The sequence below is a fragment of the Cryobacterium sp. 10C3 genome, from assembly GCF_034314285.1.
Taxonomy (GTDB): Bacteria; Actinomycetota; Actinomycetes; order Actinomycetales; family Microbacteriaceae; genus Cryobacterium; species Cryobacterium glucosi.
On the sequence record NZ_JAVIWF010000002.1, the window covers coordinates 2382828 to 2401296 of the forward strand.

General features: G+C 69.8%; 16 protein-coding genes and 2 pseudogenes. 9 read left to right on the plus strand and 9 right to left on the minus strand.

The features are described 5' to 3' along the window. Nucleotides 1-75: 75 nt before the first annotated feature. Nucleotides 76-1514, minus strand: a pseudogene (locus tag RGU41_RS12310) (GuaB1 family IMP dehydrogenase-related protein). Between the two features lie 129 nt (nucleotides 1515-1643). Between RGU41_RS12310 and RGU41_RS12315 the strand changes: the two are divergent. After that, a complete protein-coding gene (locus tag RGU41_RS12315; RefSeq protein ID WP_322136347.1) occupies nucleotides 1644-5426 on the plus strand; it encodes a multifunctional oxoglutarate decarboxylase/oxoglutarate dehydrogenase thiamine pyrophosphate-binding subunit/dihydrolipoyllysine-residue succinyltransferase subunit in 3783 nt (1260 codons plus the stop codon). A 151-nt stretch (nucleotides 5427-5577) separates the two neighbouring features. After that, nucleotides 5578-6492, plus strand: coding sequence for a VOC family protein (locus RGU41_RS12320; RefSeq protein ID WP_241975497.1), 915 nt, complete (start codon nucleotides 5578-5580; stop codon nucleotides 6490-6492). Nucleotides 6493-6564: 72 nt separating this feature from the next. On the opposite strand, the gene RGU41_RS12325 is transcribed toward RGU41_RS12320, so the two are convergent. After that, complete coding sequence (locus tag RGU41_RS12325) at nucleotides 6565-6807, minus strand: zf-HC2 domain-containing protein (RefSeq protein ID WP_134449770.1); 243 nt, start codon at nucleotides 6805-6807, stop codon at nucleotides 6565-6567. Further along, nucleotides 6804-7442: a sigma-70 family RNA polymerase sigma factor gene (locus tag RGU41_RS12330; RefSeq protein WP_174774656.1), complete on the minus strand. Its 639-nt coding sequence runs from the start codon at nucleotides 7440-7442 to the stop codon at nucleotides 6804-6806. Before RGU41_RS12330 ends, RGU41_RS12325 begins: the two co-directional genes overlap by 4 nt. A gap of 110 nt (nucleotides 7443-7552) precedes the next feature. Between RGU41_RS12330 and aroA the strand changes: the two genes are divergently transcribed. From aroA to bcp, 3 genes and pseudogenes are all read left to right on the plus strand, one after another. Beyond that, a complete protein-coding gene (aroA, locus tag RGU41_RS12335; RefSeq protein ID WP_322136348.1) occupies nucleotides 7553-8914 on the plus strand; it encodes a 3-phosphoshikimate 1-carboxyvinyltransferase in 1362 nt (453 codons plus the stop codon). Continuing rightward, nucleotides 8911-9960, plus strand: a complete 1050-nt coding sequence (gene rsgA / locus RGU41_RS12340) for a ribosome small subunit-dependent GTPase A (RefSeq protein ID WP_134449767.1) — start codon at nucleotides 8911-8913, stop codon at nucleotides 9958-9960. Before aroA ends, rsgA begins: the two co-directional genes overlap by 4 nt. Nucleotides 9961-9969: 9 nt before the next feature. Then, nucleotides 9970-10448 (plus strand): annotated as a pseudogene (bcp, locus tag RGU41_RS12345) (thioredoxin-dependent thiol peroxidase). A gap of 127 nt (nucleotides 10449-10575) precedes the next feature. Here bcp and RGU41_RS12350 read toward each other — a convergent pair. Further along, on the minus strand, nucleotides 10576-11031 hold the full coding sequence (locus tag RGU41_RS12350) for a hypothetical protein (protein ID WP_134449765.1): 456 nt from the start codon (nucleotides 11029-11031) through the stop codon (nucleotides 10576-10578). A gap of 180 nt (nucleotides 11032-11211) precedes the next feature. Here RGU41_RS12350 and RGU41_RS12355 point away from each other — a divergent pair, with 180 nt between their 5' ends. After that, a complete protein-coding gene (locus RGU41_RS12355; RefSeq protein WP_035837005.1) occupies nucleotides 11212-11460 on the plus strand; it encodes a WhiB family transcriptional regulator in 249 nt (82 codons plus the stop codon). 45 nt (nucleotides 11461-11505) lie between these two features. Here the strand turns inward: RGU41_RS12355 and RGU41_RS12360 are convergent, their stop codons facing one another. Further along, the gene (locus RGU41_RS12360; protein ID WP_134449764.1) at nucleotides 11506-12999 is read right to left on the minus strand and encodes a sensor histidine kinase; all 1494 of its coding nucleotides are present in this window, start codon (nucleotides 12997-12999) and stop codon (nucleotides 11506-11508) included. 78 nt (nucleotides 13000-13077) lie between these two features. Between RGU41_RS12360 and RGU41_RS12365 the strand changes: the two genes are divergently transcribed. Together RGU41_RS12365 and RGU41_RS12370 are read left to right on the plus strand one after the other, a co-directional pair. Next, a complete protein-coding gene (locus RGU41_RS12365) occupies nucleotides 13078-13551 on the plus strand; it encodes a hypothetical protein (protein ID WP_134449763.1) in 474 nt (157 codons plus the stop codon). Continuing rightward, nucleotides 13548-15314 (plus strand): DUF5671 domain-containing protein, encoded by a 1767-nt coding sequence (locus RGU41_RS12370; protein ID WP_322136349.1) that lies wholly within the window; start codon nucleotides 13548-13550, stop codon nucleotides 15312-15314. The genes RGU41_RS12365 and RGU41_RS12370 overlap by 4 nt, the downstream gene beginning before the upstream one ends. A 58-nt stretch (nucleotides 15315-15372) precedes the next feature. Here RGU41_RS12370 and RGU41_RS12375 read toward each other — a convergent pair whose 3' ends face one another. The 3 genes from RGU41_RS12375 to RGU41_RS12385 are packed head-to-tail and all read right to left on the minus strand — an operon-like array spanning nucleotide 15373 to nucleotide 17266. Further along, nucleotides 15373-16479 (minus strand): regulator, encoded by a 1107-nt coding sequence (locus RGU41_RS12375; protein ID WP_322136350.1) that lies wholly within the window; start codon nucleotides 16477-16479, stop codon nucleotides 15373-15375. Next, on the minus strand, nucleotides 16476-16628 hold the full coding sequence (locus RGU41_RS12380; protein WP_322136351.1) for a hypothetical protein: 153 nt from the start codon (nucleotides 16626-16628) through the stop codon (nucleotides 16476-16478). Before RGU41_RS12380 ends, RGU41_RS12375 begins: the two co-directional genes overlap by 4 nt. A 2-nt stretch (nucleotides 16629-16630) precedes the next feature. Next, on the minus strand, nucleotides 16631-17266 hold the full coding sequence (locus tag RGU41_RS12385) for a hypothetical protein (RefSeq protein WP_134449762.1): 636 nt from the start codon (nucleotides 17264-17266) through the stop codon (nucleotides 16631-16633). 145 nt (nucleotides 17267-17411) lie between these two features. Here RGU41_RS12385 and RGU41_RS12390 point away from each other — a divergent pair, with 145 nt between their 5' ends. Next, nucleotides 17412-17714: a helix-turn-helix domain-containing protein gene (locus tag RGU41_RS12390; protein WP_134449761.1), complete on the plus strand. Its 303-nt coding sequence runs from the start codon at nucleotides 17412-17414 to the stop codon at nucleotides 17712-17714. Nucleotides 17715-17729: 15 nt separating this feature from the next. On the opposite strand, the gene RGU41_RS12395 is transcribed toward RGU41_RS12390, so the two are convergent. Continuing rightward, on the minus strand, nucleotides 17730-18371 hold the full coding sequence (locus RGU41_RS12395) for a hypothetical protein (RefSeq protein WP_134449760.1): 642 nt from the start codon (nucleotides 18369-18371) through the stop codon (nucleotides 17730-17732). Nucleotides 18372-18469: the final 98 nt, after the last annotated feature.

The window sequence follows — 18469 nt, forward strand, 5'->3', positions numbered from 1 at the left end:
CAACTATACCGTGCAGGTCCCGTGCGGGACCGGGTGCGCGTGGCACACCCGGACCCGATTGTCAGGAAGCGACCGCTACCAGGAGACCGGGAGGGCCTTGCCCTCCTCGTAGCCGGCGGCCGACTGGATCCCGACGAGGGAGCGCTCGTGGAATTCGTCGAGGTTGGTCGCGCCCGCGTAGCTGAACGAGCTGCGCACACCGGAGGTGATCATGTCGAGCAGGTCCTCGAGTGAGGGACGGAGCGGGTCGAGGTAGATCTTCGAGCTCGAGATGCCCTCTGCGAAGAGGGTCTTCCGTGCGAGCTCGTACGGGTCGAGCCTGTCGAAGCGTTCCTGAACGGCCTTGGTCGATGCCATGCCCCAGCTCTCCTTGTAGACCGCGCCGGAGGCATCCGTGTCGAGCAGGCCAGGCGCCTCGATGGTGCCGGCGAACCACGAGCCGATCATGACGGATGCCGCGCCGGCGGCGAGTGCGAGCGCCACGTCCCTGGGGTAGCGCACCCCGCCGTCCGCCCAGACGTGCGCGCCGAGTTCGCGCGCGGCGGCTGCGGTCTCGAGCACGGCGGAGAACTGCGGCCGGCCGACGGCGGTCATCATCCGGGTCGTGCACATCGCGCCGGGTCCGACGCCGACCTTCACGATGGTGGCGCCCGCCCCGACCAGGTCGTTGACGGCATCCGCGGTCACGACGTTGCCTGCGACGATCGGGATGCCGAGGCCGAGCCCTGCGACGATGCCGAGCGCCCGCAGCATGCCGGCCTGGTGCCCGTGCGCGGTGTCGACGACGAGGACGTCGACACCGGCGGCGACGAGCGCGCGTGCCTTCGCGGCCACGTCGCCGTTGATGCCGATCGCCGCGGCGACGAGCAGACGCCCGTGGGCGTCGACGGAGGGCTGATAGAGGGTCGAGCGGAGCGCGCTCTTGCGGCTCAGGGTGCCGACCATGACGCCGTGGCGGAGCACGGGGGCGAAGTCGAGTTCCGCGGCGGTCATCACGTCGAAGGCGCGGCGCGGGCCGTCGATGTCCTCGGCGTCGAGGGACGTCAGCGGGCCGTGCAGCAGGTCGCCGAGCTGGGCGTCCGGCAGGGCGGTGCCGAGCCTGGCGGCGTCGATGCAGCCGAGGTATGCGCCGCGGGCGTCGTTGACGACGATGCCCTGGCCGGCGACGGGGGCACCTGGCGCAGGGCGCTCGCGACCGTTTCACCCGGCCCGAAGATGAACGGGGTGTCGAAACGGGTCGACTGGTCCTTCACCCAGCGGATCGCGGCGTCGAGTTCCTGCAGGTGCATGTCCTGCGGCAGCACGCCGAGTCCGCCGCGGCGTGCGAGGGACGCGGCGAGCCGGGGACCGGTCACCGAGTTCATGTTCGCGGACACGACAGGGATGGTGGCCCCTGTCCCGTCTCCGGGCGCGAGGGAGACGTCGAGCCTGCTCGTGACGGCCGATTCGCTCGGCACCAGGAAGACGTCGGAATACGTGAGATCGTGGCTGGGGATCGCTCCATAGAACTGCATGCAAATAACGCTAGCCCCCGCATCGATACCCGCAGCCATGCGCGATTGGTTTAGGCTGGGCGGGCAGACCGAACCGGCGATTTTCGGCCGGGGATATCCAAAATTCAACGCAGAGAGTGGGAACCGGCTGTGTCGAGCCAGTTGACCGGTAGTGGATCCGACGAAGCAACGTCGGGTGAATTCGGAGCGAACGAGTGGCTCGTCGACGAGCTGTACGAACGGTACCTCGTCGACAAGAACTCGGTGGATGAGTCCTGGTGGCCCGTGCTGGAGAGCTACCACCAGACCGCGAACGGGGCAGGCCACGACGCGGAATCACCCGCTGCCGAGGCCGCGCAGCCGGCCCAGACGGCGGCATCCGCCCCCGCAGCAGCAACCCCGGTCGCACCGGCCCCCGTCGCATCCGCCCCGGTCGAGCCCGCCCCGATCACGGCACCGATCGCGATCATCGGCGGCCAGCGCACCGCCCGCACCACCTCGACCGCCCCGCGTTCGCTCCCCGTCCCTGCCGACGCGCCGGTCAAGGGTCAGCCGGCGCCGGCTGGCCCTGCCGAGACGCAGGACCTCGTCACCCCGCTCCGCGGCATGCAGAAGAGCCTCGCCGCCAACATGGCCACGAGCCTCACCGTGCCAACGGCGACGAGCGTGCGCACCATCCCGGCCAAGCTCCTGATCGACAACCGCATCGTGATGAACAACCACATGCGCAGGTCCCGCGGTGGCAAGGTCTCCTTCACGCACCTGATCGGCTGGGCGCTGATCAAGGCCCTCAAGATGTTCCCGAGCCAGAACGTCTGGTACGACGAGATCGACGGAAAGCCCTCCGTCGTCGCTCCCGCCCACGTCGGCCTCGGCATCGCGATCGACCTGCCCAAGCCGGACGGCACCCGCGCCCTGATGGTCCCCGCGATCAAGCGTGCGGACACCATGACCTTCGGCGAGTACCTGTCGTCCTACGAAGACCTCGTCACCCGCGCGCGCAAGAACAAGCTGACCGCCGACGACTTCTCCGGCGCGACCGTTTCGCTCACCAACCCGGGCGGCATCGGGACCGTGCACTCCGTCCCCCGGCTGATGAAGGGGCAGGGCTGCATCATCGGCGCCGGCGCCCTCGACTACCCGGCCGAGTTCCAGGGTGCGAGCGTCAAGACGCTCACCGGCCTGGCCATCTCCAAGACCATCACCCTCACGAGCACCTACGACCACCGCGTCATCCAGGGCGCCGGCTCCGGCGAATTCCTCAAGATCGTGCACGAGCTCCTCATCGGCGGGCACCACTTTTACGAAGACATCTTCGCGGCGCTGCGCATTCCATACGACCCGATCCACTGGGCGCCCGACATCAGCGTCGACCTCGCGAGCGCCGTCGACAAGACCGCGCGCGTGCAGGAACTGATCAACGCCTACCGGGTCCGCGGACACCTGATGGCCGACGTCGACCCGCTCGAATACACCCAGCGCACCCACCCCGACCTCGACATCGCCAACCACGGCCTGACCTTCTGGGACCTCGACCGCCAGTTCGTCACGGGCGGCTTCGGCAGCCAGCGGCTGATGCTGCTCCGCGACATCCTCGGTGTGCTCCGCGACTCCTACTGCCGCACGACCGGCATCGAGTACATGCATATCCAGGACCCTGCCCAGCGCAAGTGGATGCAGGAAAAGATGGAGAAGACCTACGTCAAGCCCACGCATGACGAGCAGATGCGCATCCTCGGAAAGCTCAACGAGGCCGAGGCCTTCGAGACCTTCCTGCAGACCAAGTACGTCGGCCAGAAGCGGTTCAGCCTCGAGGGCGGCGAGTCCACCATCCCGCTCCTCGACGCGATCCTCGAAGGTGCGGCGAATGCCGGCCTCGACGGCGTCGCGATCGGCATGGCCCACCGTGGCCGGCTGAACGTGCTCACCAACATCGCCGGAAAGACCTACGGCCAGATCTTCCGCGAGTTCGAGGGCACCCAGGACCCCAGAAGCGTGCAGGGCTCAGGGGACGTCAAGTACCACCTCGGCACGGAGGGCAGCTTCCGCGGAAACAACGGCGTGGAGATCCCGGTGTACCTCGCCGCGAACCCCTCGCACCTCGAAGCCGTCGACGGCGTCCTCGAGGGCATCGTGCGCGCCAAGCAGGACCGCAAGCCGATCGGCACCTTCTCGACCCTCCCCGTGCTCGTGCACGGCGACGCAGCCATGGCCGGCCAGGGCATCGTGCTCGAAACGCTGCAGATGTCCCAGCTGCGCGGCTTCCGCACCGGCGGCACGATCCACCTCGTCGTCAACAACCAGGTCGGCTTCACGACGCTGCCCCTCGACGCGCGCACCTCGGTGTATTCGACGGACGTCGCGAAGACCATCCAGGCGCCGATCTTCCACGTGAACGGCGACGACCCCGAGGCCGTCGTGCGGGTCGCTGAGCTCGCATTCGCCTACCGCCAGGAGTTCAAGCGCGACGTCGTGATCGACCTGATCTGCTACCGCAGGCGTGGCCACAACGAGGGCGACGACCCCTCGATGACCCAGCCCCTGATGTACAACCTGATCGAGGCCAAGCGCTCGGTGCGGAAGCTCTACACCGAGGCGCTCGTCGGACGTGGCGACATCACCGAGGCAGAGTACGAGGCCGCGCACGCCGACTTCCAGGACCGCCTCGAACGCGCGTTCTTGGAGACGCACGCCGCGCAGTCCTCGTCGATCCCGGTCGTCGGCAGCCAGGGCCTGTCCTCCGGCAACAACCTCCAGGACGAAGCCGTCGGCGAGCCTGCGACCACGGGCGTCCCCGAGGCGGTCGTGCACCTCATCGGGGATGCCTTCCTCAACAAGCCCGCCGGCTTCACGGTCCACAACAAGCTCCAGCAGCTCATGCAGAAGCGTGCGGACATGAGCCGGAACGGCAACATCGACTGGGCGTTCGGTGAGCTCCTCGCCCTCGGTTCCCTCCTGCTCGAGCGCACCCCGGTGCGCTTCGCCGGCCAGGATGCCCGCCGCGGCACCTTCGTGCAGCGTCACGCCGTTCTCCACGACCGCATCAACGGCCAGGAATGGCTGCCGCTCGCGAACCTCAGCGAGGACCAGGCCCGGTTCTGGATCTACGACTCGCTCCTGAGCGAATACGCGGCGATGGGCTTCGAGTACGGCTACTCCGTCGAACGCGCCGACGCGCTCGTTCTCTGGGAAGCCCAGTTCGGCGACTTCGCCAACGGCGCCCAGACCGTGATCGACGAGTTCGTGTCCTCCGCCGAGCAGAAGTGGGGCCAGCGGTCCTCCGTCGTGCTCCTCCTCCCGCACGGGTACGAGGGCCAGGGCCCCGACCACTCCTCGGCGAGGATCGAACGCTACCTCCAGCTGTGCGCCGAGAACAACATGACCGTCGCCCGCCCCTCGACGCCGGCCTCGTACTTCCACCTGCTGCGCCGCCAGGCGTACATGCGCCCGCGGCGCCCGCTCGTGGTCTTCACGCCCAAGTCGATGCTCCGCCTGCGCGGCGCGACGAGCGCGGTCGCCGACTTCACCAGCGGACGTTTCGAGCCCGTGATCGACGACGCGCGCATCACAGACAAGTCCGCTGTCAAGCGCGTGCTGTTCATGGCGGGCAAGCTCTACTACGACCTGCTCAGCGAGCTCGAGAAGAACCCGAACCCCGAGATCGCACTCGTGCGGATCGAGCAGTTCTACCCGCTGCCCGCAGCCGAGATTCAGCAGGTCGTCGCCCAGTACCCGGACGCCGAACTCGCCTGGGTGCAGGATGAGCCGGAAAACCAGGGCGCCTGGCCGTTCTTCTACTTCAGCACCAGCAAGGTCGTCAAGCGCCCGGTTCGGGTGTTCTCCCGGGCCGCCTCCGCATCGCCGGCGGCCGGCTCCGCGAAGAGGCACGCCGCCGAACAGGTCGACCTGCTGAGGAACGCGCTCACCCTCTAGGCGTACCTTTCCGGTCGAGAGTTCCCGTTCTGGCGGGCACTCTCGACCGGAAGGGCACGGGCATTGCCCGGAGACGGGCCCGGTCGTAGGCTGGCCGCGATCGCGACCTCAAAGGTGACAGGGACCGCGACGCGACCGAAGGAGTGTTGCTGTGTCCACCCGCGATGTGACCCGGCTCGGCGAACCCTGCTGGAACGACCTGATGACCTCGGATCCCTCGAAGGACCGTGAGTTCTACACCCAGCTCTTCGGGTGGCACGCGAGCGAATCCGGACCCGAATACGGCAACTACGTGACCTTCTCGCGCGGAGCCGCAGATGTCGCAGGAATGGCCGCCGCCCCTGACGGGTCGAACGCGCCGGACGCGTGGCTCGTCTACCTCTCGGTCGACGACGTCGACGACACGGTGACGGCCGCGGTCGCAGCCGGAGGCCAGGTGCTCCTGGAGCCGCTCACGGTCGGCGGGATGGGACGCACCGCGGTGCTCGCGGACCCCTCCGGCGCCGCGGTCGGCATCTGGCAGCCCATTGAGTTCGACGGCTTCCACACCGTCGCCCGGCCGGGGACACCGATCTGGCACGAACTCAGCAGTCGGGACTACGACGCCGCCCTGCCGTTCTACGCGACCGTCTTCGGCTGGGACCCGCAGGTCCTGAGCGACACCCCGGAATTCCGGTACAGCACGATCGGGCCGGAGGGCATGCCCGTCGCCGGGGTCATGGACTCGACGGCGTTCCTCCCGGAGGGTGTTCCCTCGCACTGGGCGGTGTACTTCGGCGTCCCGGACGCGGCAACGGCCGCCGCCCGGGTCGTCGAGCTGGGCGGCGCGGTGCTTCGCGAGCCGTGGGACTCGGAGTTCGGCACCTTCGCCCAGGTCGCAGACCCGACGGGAGCGATGTTCTACCTGGGTTCGGTCGAGGCCGGCACGCCGACCGGCGCGGCCAGGGACGACGCCACAACGACGGAAACGGTCGCGACCGGCGTCGGCGACGACGCTGCCTTCGCGGATGCCGCCTTCATCGACGTCGACGAGAGTGACGTCGAAACCAGCCAGTCCGCCGGGTGACCCGTCACGGGCATCCGCCGAACGACGGTGCCGCGAGGGACACGCCAGGCAGGAGTCAGTGCCAGGCGGGAGTCAGTGCGAGGACTGGATGGTACGCAGTTTGAGCAACACCTGGTCGCGGAGGTCTTCCGGAGCGATCTCCCGGCAGGCGCGCTGCACGGCCTCGGTCAGGGTGCGCCCGACGAGGTGTTCGCTGCTGCAGTCCGTGCAGTGGGCCAGGTGCTCCTGGATATCGGCGGTGTCCTCGCCGCAGAGTTCGTTGTGGAGGTATTCCTCGAGTTCGGCCTTGGCCTTCTCGCAGCCGCAATCGGTCATTTCGTGCTCCCAGAGGTGTTACGGCCGGCCCGGCCCGTTGCAGCCGGGGTCCCGGATGCGGGCTGGGCTGAGCCCAGGCCGCGCTCGAGCGCATAGCCGGCCAACAGGTCACGCAGGAGTCGCCGGCCACGGTGCAGGCGGCTCATTACGGTGCCGATCGGTGTTTTCATGATTTCGGCGATCTCCTGGTAGGAGAAGCCCTCGACGTCGGCGAAGTACACGGCCAGCCGGAAGTCTTCCGGGATGGACTGCAGGGCGTCCTTCACGGCGCTGTCCGGCAGGTGATCGATCGCTTCGGCCTCTGCCGAGCGACTCGCCATCGCGGTCGTCGATTCGGCGCCCCCGAGCTGCCAGTCTTCGAGGTCGTCGATGGTGCCCTGGTAGGGCTCGCGCTGCTTCTTGCGATAGGTGTTGATGAACGTGTTCGTGAGGATGCGGTAGAGCCACGCTTTGAGATTGGTGCCCTGCTCGAACTGCTTGAACGCGGCGAACGACTTGACGAACGTCTCCTGGACCAGGTCCTGCGCATCCGAGGGATTGCGCGTCATCCGCATTGCTGCGGCGTAGAGCTGGTCGATGTAGGGCATCGCCTGTTCTTCGAACAGGTCTCGCAGGTCGATCGCGTCAGTTGTCATCACGGACAATTCTAATGCGTCGATCACGGACGTTTCGGGTCGTTCAAGCACCGTTGACAGCACCATCGGGACCTCCCTCATCTGTTCATCACCGACTATCCTGATAACCGATGTTGATCTCGAGATATTCCAAGCCCGATTTCGATCCCTACGGCGACAACGCGCCCGAAGAGACGGATGCCTGGTGGCCGGCCCCTGTTGCAGCGCGGCCGCTCGCCGCCGTCGTCTCCCTGCCGGGCTCGAAGTCGCTCACCAACCGCGAGCTCGTGCTCGCGGCCCTCGCCGACGGGCCCTCCCTCCTCCGCGCACCGCTGCACTCCCGCGACAGCGACCTGATGGTCGCCGCGCTCCGGCAGCTGGGCGCCACGATCGAGTCCGTCCCCGGCGACGGCGAGTTCGGCGCGGACCTCCGGGTCACCCCGGGCGAGCTCTTCGGCTCGACGACGATCGACTGCGGCCTGGCCGGCACCGTGATGCGCTTCCTCCCGCCCGTCGCCGCCCTCGCGCTCGGCCCGACGACGTTCGACGGCGACGCCGGTGCACGCCGCCGCCCGATGGCGACCACGATCTCCTCCCTCAGCGCCCTCGGCGCCGACATCAACGACGACGGCCGCCACGCGCTGCCGTTCACGGTGCACGGCACCGGCAGCCTCTCCGGCGGTGAGGTCACGATCGACGCGTCCACCTCGAGCCAGTTCGTCTCCGGCCTGCTCCTCGCCGCCCCGCGGTTCGAGCGCGGACTGCACCTCCGACACGACGGCGAACGCCTGCCGAGCCTGCCGCACATCGAGATGACGATCGCGACCCTCGCCCGCCGCGGGGTCACCGTGACGAGCCCAGCCGTCGGCGAATGGATCGTCGAGCCCGGCCCGATCCGGGGTATCGACGTCGACATCGAACCAGACCTGTCCAACGCCGCGCCGTTCCTCGCGGCCGCGCTCGTGGCCGGCGGGAGCGTCACGATCACGGGCTGGCCTGCCGAGACGACCCAGGTCGGCGCCGACCTCGCGTACCTGCTGCCGCTGTTCGGCGCGATCGTCACCCGCGCGGGCGACCGTCTCACGGTCACCGCGGGCGAGCATCTCACCGGCGTCACTCTCGACCTCTCAACGGGAGGTGAGCTCGCGCCGGCCCTCGTCGCCCTCGCCGCCCTCGCGGATTCCCCGAGCACGATCACCGGCATCGGCCACATCCGGAACCACGAGACCGACCGCCTCGCCGCCCTCGTGACGGAGATCAACGGGCTCGGCGGCGCCGTCACGGAGCTGCCGGACGGCCTGCAGATCGACCCGCGGCCCCTGCACGGCGGACAGTGGCACAGCTACGACGACCACCGGATGGCGACGGCGGGAGCCCTGATCGGCCTCGCTGTTCCCGGCGTCCTGGTCGAGGACATCGGCACGACTGCGAAGACGCTCCCCCAGTTCCCCGAACTGTGGCACGCGCTCCTCGCCTCGACCGTGCTCGCATGAGCTGGTGGGCCGGCGCGGACGACGACGAACCCGAGTTCGACGAGTCGAGCGTGCGGGTGCGCCCCAACCGCAAGGGCAGCAAACCGCGCACCAAGACCCGCCCTGACCACGAGGACGCGCTCACCGGGCGCATCCTCTCGGTCGACCGCGGCCGCTACACCGTCATGCTCGACGAGAACAAGCACACCGAACGACGGGTGACCGCGGCCAGGGCGAGCGAGCTGCGCAAGCACGCCGTCGTGACCGGCGACCGCGTCGACATCGTCGGAGACACCACCGGGGCGGAGGGCAGCCTCGCCCGCATCGTGCGGATCGTGCCGCGGGTCACCCTGCTGCGCCGCAGCGCCGACGACACCGACGCCGTCGAACGGGTCATCGTCGCCAATGCCGACCAGATGCTCATCGTCGTCGCCGCCGCGAACCCGGAGCCGCGCATCCGCCTGGTCGACCGGTACCTCGTCGCGGCGTACGACGCGGGCGTCACGCCGATCCTCTGCATCACGAAGACCGACCTCGCCGATCCCGCCGAGTTCCTGAACAACTTCGCCGGCCTCGACCTGATCGTCTTCACGAGCCGCGACGACGCCATGCCGCTCGAGAGCATCTCCGCTGCGCTCGTCGGCCATGACACCGTCTTCGTCGGCCACTCCGGCGTCGGCAAGTCCACGCTCGTCAACGCCCTCGTGCCGGACGCGCACCGCGCCGTCGGCGTCGTGAACACCGTGACCGGCCGCGGCAGGCACACCTCGTCCTCGACGGTCTCGCTGCGACTCGAAACGGATGCCGGCCGCGGCTGGGTCATCGACACTCCCGGAGTGCGCTCCTTCGGCCTCGGGCATATCAACACCGACAACATCCTCAAGGCGTTCACCGACCTCGCCGCGATCGCGGAGAAGTGCCCGCGCGGCTGTACCCATCTGCCGGACTCGCCGGACTGCGCCATCAACGAGGCCGTCGCGGCCGGCGAACTCGGCGACACCGGCAAGGCCCGCCTCGACTCGCTGCAACGACTGCTCGCGACCTTCGCGGTGTCCCCGCACCACTAACGTGGGGGCATGACGGATTCCACGCGCCTCGAAGCCGGCGACCCGGCACCGCAGTTCACGCTCACCGACCAGGACGGCGCATCCGTCTCGCTCGCCGGGTTCGCGGGCTCGAAGGTCGTCGTCTACTTCTACCCGGCCGCGCTCACCCCGGCCTGCACGAAGCAGGCCTGCGATTTCCGCGACAGCCTCGGTTCGCTCGAGACTGCGGGCTACCGCGTGCTCGGCGTCTCGCGGGACACGCCGGAGAAGCTCCGGGCCTTCCGGGACGCCGAGGGCCTCACGTTCCCGCTCCTGAGCGACAGCGACCTCACCGTGCACCGGGCGTACGCCGCCTGGGGCGAGAAAACCTCTACGGCAAGACCGTCACGGGCGTCCTGCGGTCCACCTTCGTGATCGACGAGGCCGGACTGATCACGCTCGCGCTCTACAACGTACGTGCGACGGGCCACGTCGCGAGCCTGCGCAAGAAGCTCGGCCTCGGCGACTGACTACCCGGTCCCACTCCCCCGGGGCCGTCAGGGGCCGTCAGCGGCCACTGACGACATCCGTTGCCGTCCGGGTGGCACCGACCTGCTGCCTGGACGAAATACTGTGTGAACACTCGGCGACGGATGTCTACCCGGCCGTGTCGCCCTCATCCCGCGGGGTTTGCGTGGCCGCGAGCACCGCTGGGGTGAACAGGAGCCCGAGCACCACGATCGAGGGCACCAGGAGCGCCCAGCCGAGATCCGGACGCGCGTACAGCCCCTGGAAGCAGCCGACGGCGACGGCGATCTGCACGACCTGCCAGGTCACCGCGGCGCCGCGGATCCAGCCGCGGCGCCTCAGGGAATTGACCGCGATCGCGGTCACCCAGGCGGCGGCGATCAGCACGATGATCAGGATCGCGACCCCGCTCGCGAGCGAGGTCGGCGTCGCGGTGAGAAGCTCGAGGACGAGCCAGACCACCGCGGCCCAGAGCAGGGCGGCCTCGGCCCAGAGCAGGCCGGCGAGGAGAAGGAGTGCGGGCGCACGACGCGGGCGGAACGCACCGGCGTCACCGTCCGGACGCTGGTCGAACTGTTGATTCACAGAGATATCCCATACCAAACTATTGATTTGACCCCACCATTATGCGACCATAATTGAGGCCCGGTTGACGCTCACAGGGACGTGAGCCCTATGAATGCGTAAATCGCTTACCTTCCTGCAATCGGCAGCCTCTCATCTTCGGCCAATCGGCCAGGCACCCTGCAATAAAGGAGCATCTCTATGGACTGGCGCGACAAAGCGGCCTGCCTCACCGCCGACCCGGAATTGTTCTTCCCCGTCGGTAACACTGGACCCGCTGTGGACCAGATCGAGAAGGCCAAGTCTGTGTGTGCCCGTTGCAATGTGACCGAGGTGTGCCTCCAGTACGCACTGGAGACCGGACAGGATTCCGGCGTCTGGGGCGGCCTGAGCGAAGACGAACGCCGCGCCCTCAAGCGCCGTGCCGCACGGGCGCGCCGCGCGTCCTAGCCCCACCGCCCGTGTCCTGAGACCTGGCTGCCGCCCCCGCGGCAGTCAGGTCTCACGCATGTACCGCAGGGGAATCTCGATCGTCACTTCGGTGCCGCTGCCCATCATCGTGTGCCAGTCGATGCTCCCGCTGAGCTCGCCCTGGATCAAGGTGCGCACGATCTGCGTGCCCAGTCCCGATCCGACCTTGCCCTCGGGAAGACCGGAACCGTTGTCACGCACGCGCACCGTGAGGGTCTCTTCGTTGCGCTCGGCCTCGATCACGACTTCGCCCTCCCGGCCGGCGAGGCCATGCTCGACCGCGTTCGTGACGAGCTCCGTGAGCGCGAGCGCGAGCGGGGTGGCGAAGGCGCTCGGCAGAACGCCGAAACTGCCAGACAGCTTCGGGTGCGCCGTCGTGTTGTGAGCGGATGCGACCTCGGCGATCAGGAGCAGCACCCGGTCGAAGACGACGTCGAAGTCGACCTGCTGGTTCAGCCCCGTCGACAGGGTGTCGTGGACGACAGCGATCGCCGCGACCCGGCGCATGGCCTGGTTGAGCGCCTCGCGCGCGGTATCGGAGTGGGTCCGCCTGGCCTGGATCCGGAGCAGCGACGCCACGGTCTGGAGGTTGTTCTTCACCCGGTGGTGGATCTCCCGGATGGTCGCGTCCTTCGTGATGAGTTCGCGCTCCTGGTGGCGCAGTTCGGTCACGTCGCGGCAGAGCACGATCGCGCCGATCCGCTGGCCGCGGTTGCGGATCGGGATCGCGCGGAGCGAGACGGTCACCCCGCGAGCCTCGACATCCGTTCGCCAGGGAGCCCGGCCGGTGACGACGAGCGGGAGCGATTCGTCGACGACGACCGTGCCGGTGAGCAATCCCGTCGTGACCTCGGCGAGTGACTCGCCCTCGAGCTCGTCGACGAAGCCCATCCGGTTGAAGGCGGAGAGCGCGTTGGGGCTCGCGAAGGTCGTGACACCGTCGAGGTCGAGCCGGATCAGGCCGTCCGAGGCGCGCGGGGCGCCGCGGCGCGGGCCGGTCGGAGCGCCGAGATCGGGGAAATCGCCGGAGGCGATCATCGCGAACAGGTCGTTGGCGCAGTCGTTGAAGGTGAGTTCCTGGCGGCTCGGGGTGCGCGCCTCGCTGAGGTTCGTGTGCCGGGTGAGCACGGCGACGGGCACGGGTGCGATCTGGGAACCGGTCGTGCTGAGCCGGCGCATCACGGGGATCGCCCTGACGCGGGTCGGAGTCTCCTCGTACCAGTCCGGGGCCGTCGTATCCACGATCCTGGCGGACTCGAAGGCCTCCGTCACCTGCTGGCGCCATTCCCCCTTGATTCCCTGCCCGACGAAGTCGCGGTAGAACAGGGTCGCGGCGCTCGAGGGGCGCGCGTGCGCGACCGCCACGAAACTCCCGGTCGTGCCGGGCACCCACACCACGATGTCCGCGAAAGCAAGGTCGGCGAGGAGCTGACCGTCCGCGACGAGCATGTGGAGCCAGTCCACATCCTCGGCACTGCTGCGGCCCTGGGCAAGTACGAGATCACTGAGCGTCGACACCCTGCCAGCCTAGGTCCCCCTGAACGAGGAAAGTGACTGGGGCGACCATGAATCGGCGCGCGGTGTCATGCTGGTCAGATGAACCCCACTCCGGGCAGGCCCGATCGCACCCTGATCGCCGTTCTGTCCGTGATCGTAGTTCTGGTCATCGTCGCGCTCGTCGTCGTCTTCTCCCGCGGAGCGCCGGAGCAGCTCGGCCAGGCGACCCCGGCCGGTGTCGTCCAGCGCTACTCTGCCGCTGTCATCGACGGCGACGAGCAGAAGGCGGCCGGATTCCTCACCCCGCACGCCCTCGCGAGTTGCGACGCGGTCGGCGGCCGGGCCGCCGGCGACCTGAGGGTCACGCTCGTCTCGACGACGGAGCGGCCCGGTTCGGCCGACGTCACGGTGTCCATCGTCACCTCGGAGGATGCCGGCCCCTTCGGGTCCTCGGAATACGAGAGCCAGGAGGTGTTCGACCTGCTCACGGTCGACGGCGCCTGGAAGATCGACTCCGCGCCCTGGCAACTCGCGATCTGCCCGGGCACCACGACCACGACGGATGCCCCGTGATCGTCGGGGCAGGTCTCCTGGTCGCGCTCGGCGTCGTCATCGCCGCCATCGTGATCGGGGTCCGCCGGTCGCCGGCACCGCGGGGAGGGTCGGCCCAGCCGACGGTCCGGCGCCTGATCGCCTTCGTCCTCCTGTTCGCCCTCGTCGTGATCGCCGCGATCGGTCTGGCCGGGCTGCTGGGGCGCCTGCTCGATGCGGGTAATGCTCTCGCAGGGGATGACGTCGCCGGACTCGCCCGCTCGCTCGCCTTCACCCTGGTCGCCGGCCCCTTCGCCGCCCTGCTGTGGTGGGTGCTCCGGCGGCGCCTGGACGGCGAAGATCGGTCGTCCCTCGCCTGGGGCCTCTACCTCGCCGGCATACGCACCGTCGCGCTCGTCGTCGCCTCGACCGCCCTGCTCGGCTCCGCAGCGGCCCTCGTGCGCGCGGACTGGCAGCCGCGCACCCTCGCCACCGGACTGGTCTGGGCCGCCGTGTGGGTGTGGCACACGTGGATGTCCAGGAATCCGGCCACGCATCCGCTGCGGCTCCCGACGGCGGCGATCGTTCTCGGGAGCGTGTTCGGTCTCGTGATCGGTACCGGCGGAGCCGTCACGGCGCTCGGCGCGCTGCTCGACTCGGCCATCACCGGGTCGGGGGCATCGACGTTCGCGGGTGCCCCGTGGTGGTGGCTCCCCCTCGAAGGCCTGGTCTGGTGCGCCGGCGGCGGCGCCGTGTGGTGGTGGCACTGGCTGCACGACAGGGCAGTCACCCTCCGCGGCGGGCTCGCCGACGTCGCTTTCATCGCCAGCGGAATCGGCGGAGCGGCGATCCTCACCCTCGCCGGGGCGGGCACAACGGTGTTCGTGCTGCTCAGGCTCGGCTTCGACCGCTCAGGCGCGTTCGGAAACGCCGAGTCCCTCACCGTCATCCTCGATCCCCTCGGCAACGCACTCGCGGCGGCGTCGATGGGCGCATTCGTCTGGGCCTATCACCGGGTCCTGGTTCCAGTCCGCGGCGACCAGACCCGGCAGGCGGCCGGCCTGGTCGTGTCCGGCATCGGGCTCGTCGGTGCGGCCTCCGGGCTCGGGGTCGTGGTGAACTCCCTGCTCGCGGCACTCGTGCAGCCGCTCGCCGACTCGAACCCGCGCACCCTGCTGCTCGGCGGCATCAGCGTCATGATCGCGGGCGGACCGGTCTGGTGTCTGGCCTGGCGTCCGCTGGCCCCGGCCGATCCATCCACAAGCTCCGCGACCGCCCGGCGCGTCTACCTGATCCTGGTCTTCGGTGTCAGCGCCGTCGTCGCGCTGGTCGCCCTCCTCCTGATCGGCTACCGCATCTTCGAGTTCGGTCTCGGGTCCGCGTCCGGGTCCCCATCCGGGAGCAGCCTGCTCGAGCGGGTGCGCGCCCCGCTGGGGCTCCTCATCGCGACCGGCCTCGCCGCCGGGTACCACTTCGCCGTCTGGCAGCGCGACAGGGCCATGAGCGCCGCGACGCCGGGCCGGCAATGCACCATCGGACGGGTGATCCTGGTCACCGGCGCGTCCCCCGAACCGCTCCGGCGGGCGATCACCGAGAACACAGGGGCATCCGTGACCGTCTGGGCGCGGGCAGAGGGCAACGCAGACACAACAGCAGACGCAGGCGCCGAAGCGGGCACGGACAGCACTGCAGGCGGCCCATCCGCCGCGGAGATCACCGCGGCCCTCGACGGGGTCACCGGCAAACGGGTGCTCGTCGTGACGGGCCCCGGCTCCGGGGTCACCGTGATCCGGCTGCGGGACTGAACCTCGGGCACCGGCGTCAGGACGCCGGATTCAGAGCGCGGGGTTCAGAGGGCGGGGTTCAGAGGGCGGGCGCCCGGCGACGCCACGGCATCCGCCCCAGTCCCCGGCCCCGCGCCCGCACCGGTTCGGGCAGAAGCTCCCTGTGCACCAGACGCAGGATGCCCGTGCGTGCGGGCGACTTCGGCGCGGCATCGCGCAGCGTGCGGCCGGTCAGCACGGCAGCGTCGGCGCCGGACTGGTCGTGCGGGACCAGGAACGGGGCGTGGATGCCGCCGAACCGGCGCAGCGCTGCGACGACCTGCCGGTTGGCGTCGATCCCGACGGCGCTCGGCCGCACCCGGTTCATCACGACGCTGACCCTGTCCGTCGAGACCGCCTCGGCGAGCTCGGCCCACGACCGCAGGAATCGGGCAAGCCCGACGGGGTCGGCAAGCCCGCACGCGACGACGTGGTCCGCTGACCGGAGCGCGGTCAGCGTCGCAGCGTTCCGCCGCGGCGCGAACAGGTCGCTCGAGATCTCCTCGTCGCTTTCGAGGCTGAAGCCGGTGTCGAGGACGACGTAGTCGGCCCACTTCCGCAGCACCTCGATGGTCTTCGAGACGCGCTCGCCCGACAGCTCCGGCCAGCGCGACGGGCGCCCGATGCCCGTGAGCACCCAGAACGCGCCGCGCGGCGAGGTGTAGCGCTGCGCGATGCGTTCGAGTTCCGGCCGGGTGAGGCTGTCGGTCCCTGCGAGGCGGCAGGCCGCGGCGAAACCGGGCGATTCGTCGAGCATCCCGAGGGCCGGCGCGATCCCGCCTCCATAGCTATCGACGTCGACGAGCGCCACGGTGTGGCCCGCCGCCGCGACCTCGGCGGCGATGTTGATCGCGAGCGTCGTGCGGCCCGGCGCGCCGGAGGGCCCCCAGACCGCGATCACGGTGCCACGAGCGGACACTGTGCGCGTGGCCTCCCGCTCGGCGACCCGCAACGGGATCACCACGCCGGCCTCGATCACCGCCTCGATGCCCGCCCATTCCGCTGTCGCGTCGATCACGTCGAGGAGGCCGAGTCCCGCCGCGTTCCTGCGGTCCTGGTCGGTCGCGGCGAGGGCGATCACGCGCACACCGTGCTCGTCGCACGCCCGGATCACGGCGGCACTCAGCGTCGCCCGTCCCGCGCTCACGAGCGCGACGTCGGCCTCTGTGCGGTCCAGGACCGCGAGCAGTTCCGCTCCCCCGACAGCCGGGCGAGGACGGAGTGCCCGTACTGCACGATATCCGCGAGGAGGCGGTCTTCCGTCGAACGGTCGAGCGCGAGCAGCAGCCGGGCCATGGTCAACCTCCGAGGGGCTGGTTGGCCGGAACGACCGCGATCGCCGCTCCGTTGGCGATCGCAGTGAGTACGGCGGCGACGGCCTCCCTGGGCACCCGGAGCTCGACCGAGCGGCGGCCGGCTCCCACCGAAAGCCCGCCCGGTTCAAGCACGCGCACCACCCCGGCCTGCCCGACGAGCACGGCAGGCGGCCCGAACGCACCCCGCTCGGTCTGCGGCGACGACCACACGTCGACAACAGCGCCAGGCGCGACCGCCTGCGCGAGGGCGTCCGTCGGTTCGACGACGACCGTCGTCACGCCCGCCTCAGCGGATGCGCCGACCGCGGACACCGGGATCAGCTCGCCTGCTGCGACGGTCCTGGCCAGGACCAGGCCGTCCGCGGGCATCCGCTCGGGGGTCACGTAGAGCGGGAGCGCGCCGTCCAGGCGGACCTGGCTGAGCTCGAGGTCGGCGGCCGTCACCCGGTCGCCGACGATGAGGGCGCCACGGGCGGCGTAGACGGCGGTCGTGCGGTCGCTGCCTGCGACGACCGCAGAGACGCCGCCGACCGCACCGAGCACGAGCACCAGGCCGATGAGCAGGCGCGGGTCGAACCAGGCTCCCGGGCGTCGTGCGCGATTCGGCCTCGAGACCATGGTCGCCCCTCTCCTCGGCGAGGGCAGCTGCCGCCCGCCTGATCAGTGGTCTCTATCGTCGCCGTTCCCGGCCCACGGCGGGAAAGTTATCCACAGGCTGTCGTTTTCCCGGCGGGACACCGCGGGAACCCCCGATAATCGAATCATGAACGCTCCCGACGCCTATCGTGGGCTGGGCCGCTTCCTCACCCTCGCGGACACCGCCGACATACTCGCCCTGACCGCGGCAGAGGTGAGCGAGCTTGTGCACACGGGCGAGCTTCCTGCCATCCGGATCGGCCCGTCCGCGCCCGAGCGGATGCAGCACTGGCGCGTGGAGCGGGTCGTGCTCGAGTCGTACATCGAGGCCAAGTACGAAGAGGCCAGGCGGCTGTCGCTGTGGGAGCAGTCCGACTACGCGAACATCCCCGAGCTCTCCGGCGGCACGATCATCCGGCCGCCCGACTGAACCCGGCCGGCGCGGTCAGGGCAGGCACAGCAGCTGGATCCCGGCGAGGGGAATGATCCGGTATTGCCTCACCTCGGAGCTGCGGCGCGGCACCCCGCGGTCGTGCATCGCGAGGTCGATGTGGTCGCGACCGACCCGGTCGATCGTTCCACTGAGGAGACCACCCGGCGTGTGCACCTCGACGAACCTGCGCCGCCTGGCCAGGTCGCGGAGCACGAAGGCGAACCCGATGCGGTCGACGACCCCCGACCCGGGTTCCGCGGGCGCGGCGAGGGAGGCACGCACCTCCGCAGACTGCAGGATCACCCCGGCGATCGCCGCGATCGGAACGACGCACTGCGGAGCGCCCCGGGCGGGGACACCGGGCGGGGCCGTCCCTGCCGACGCCGTTGGCGTGTCGAGGATCTCGGCGGCGAGCCAGTCCCGCCCGAACGTCGTCGGGCGGATGGCCAGCGTGACCCCGGAGGTGAGCACCAGCCGCACGACACCGCCGCCCGCGCGCGGGCCCGAACCGGCGCCCAGGCCCATCAGCCGGTGCCGCAGCGATAACCGGCCGAGCCGGAGCCGTTCCTCTTCCGCGCGCAGCTCGAGGTCCTCGGCGTTCAGCTCGTGTTCGAGCTGTCCCTCGAGGTCGTCGAACAGGTTGTCCCAGCGCACACACACGACGCTAACTCGCCGCGAACCGGCCAGCCGGGTTATCCACAGGACATATAAGCGCTCGACACCGCGGGCATCCGCTGGTTGAGTAGCGAACC

What these genes read in the sequence shown, in the direction of transcription:
- RGU41_RS12325 (WP_134449770.1), bottom strand. Translation starts at nt 6,807, where the DNA reads ATGACCGATTGCGGCTGCGAGAAGGCCAAGGCCGAACTCGAGGAATAC.
- RGU41_RS12330 (WP_174774656.1), bottom strand. Translation starts at nt 7,442, where the DNA reads ATGACAACTGACGCGATCGACCTGCGAGACCTGTTCGAAGAACAGGCG.
- aroA (WP_322136348.1), top strand. Translation starts at nt 7,553, where the DNA reads ATGTTGATCTCGAGATATTCCAAGCCCGATTTCGATCCCTACGGCGAC.
- rsgA (WP_134449767.1), top strand. Translation starts at nt 8,911, where the DNA reads ATGAGCTGGTGGGCCGGCGCGGACGACGACGAACCCGAGTTCGACGAG.
- RGU41_RS12355 (WP_035837005.1), top strand. Translation starts at nt 11,212, where the DNA reads ATGGACTGGCGCGACAAAGCGGCCTGCCTCACCGCCGACCCGGAATTG.
- RGU41_RS12365 (WP_134449763.1), top strand. Translation starts at nt 13,078, where the DNA reads ATGAACCCCACTCCGGGCAGGCCCGATCGCACCCTGATCGCCGTTCTG.
- RGU41_RS12380 (WP_322136351.1), bottom strand. Translation starts at nt 16,628, where the DNA reads ATGGCCCGGCTGCTGCTCGCGCTCGACCGTTCGACGGAAGACCGCCTC.
- RGU41_RS12385 (WP_134449762.1), bottom strand. Translation starts at nt 17,266, where the DNA reads ATGGTCTCGAGGCCGAATCGCGCACGACGCCCGGGAGCCTGGTTCGAC.
- RGU41_RS12390 (WP_134449761.1), top strand. Translation starts at nt 17,412, where the DNA reads ATGAACGCTCCCGACGCCTATCGTGGGCTGGGCCGCTTCCTCACCCTC.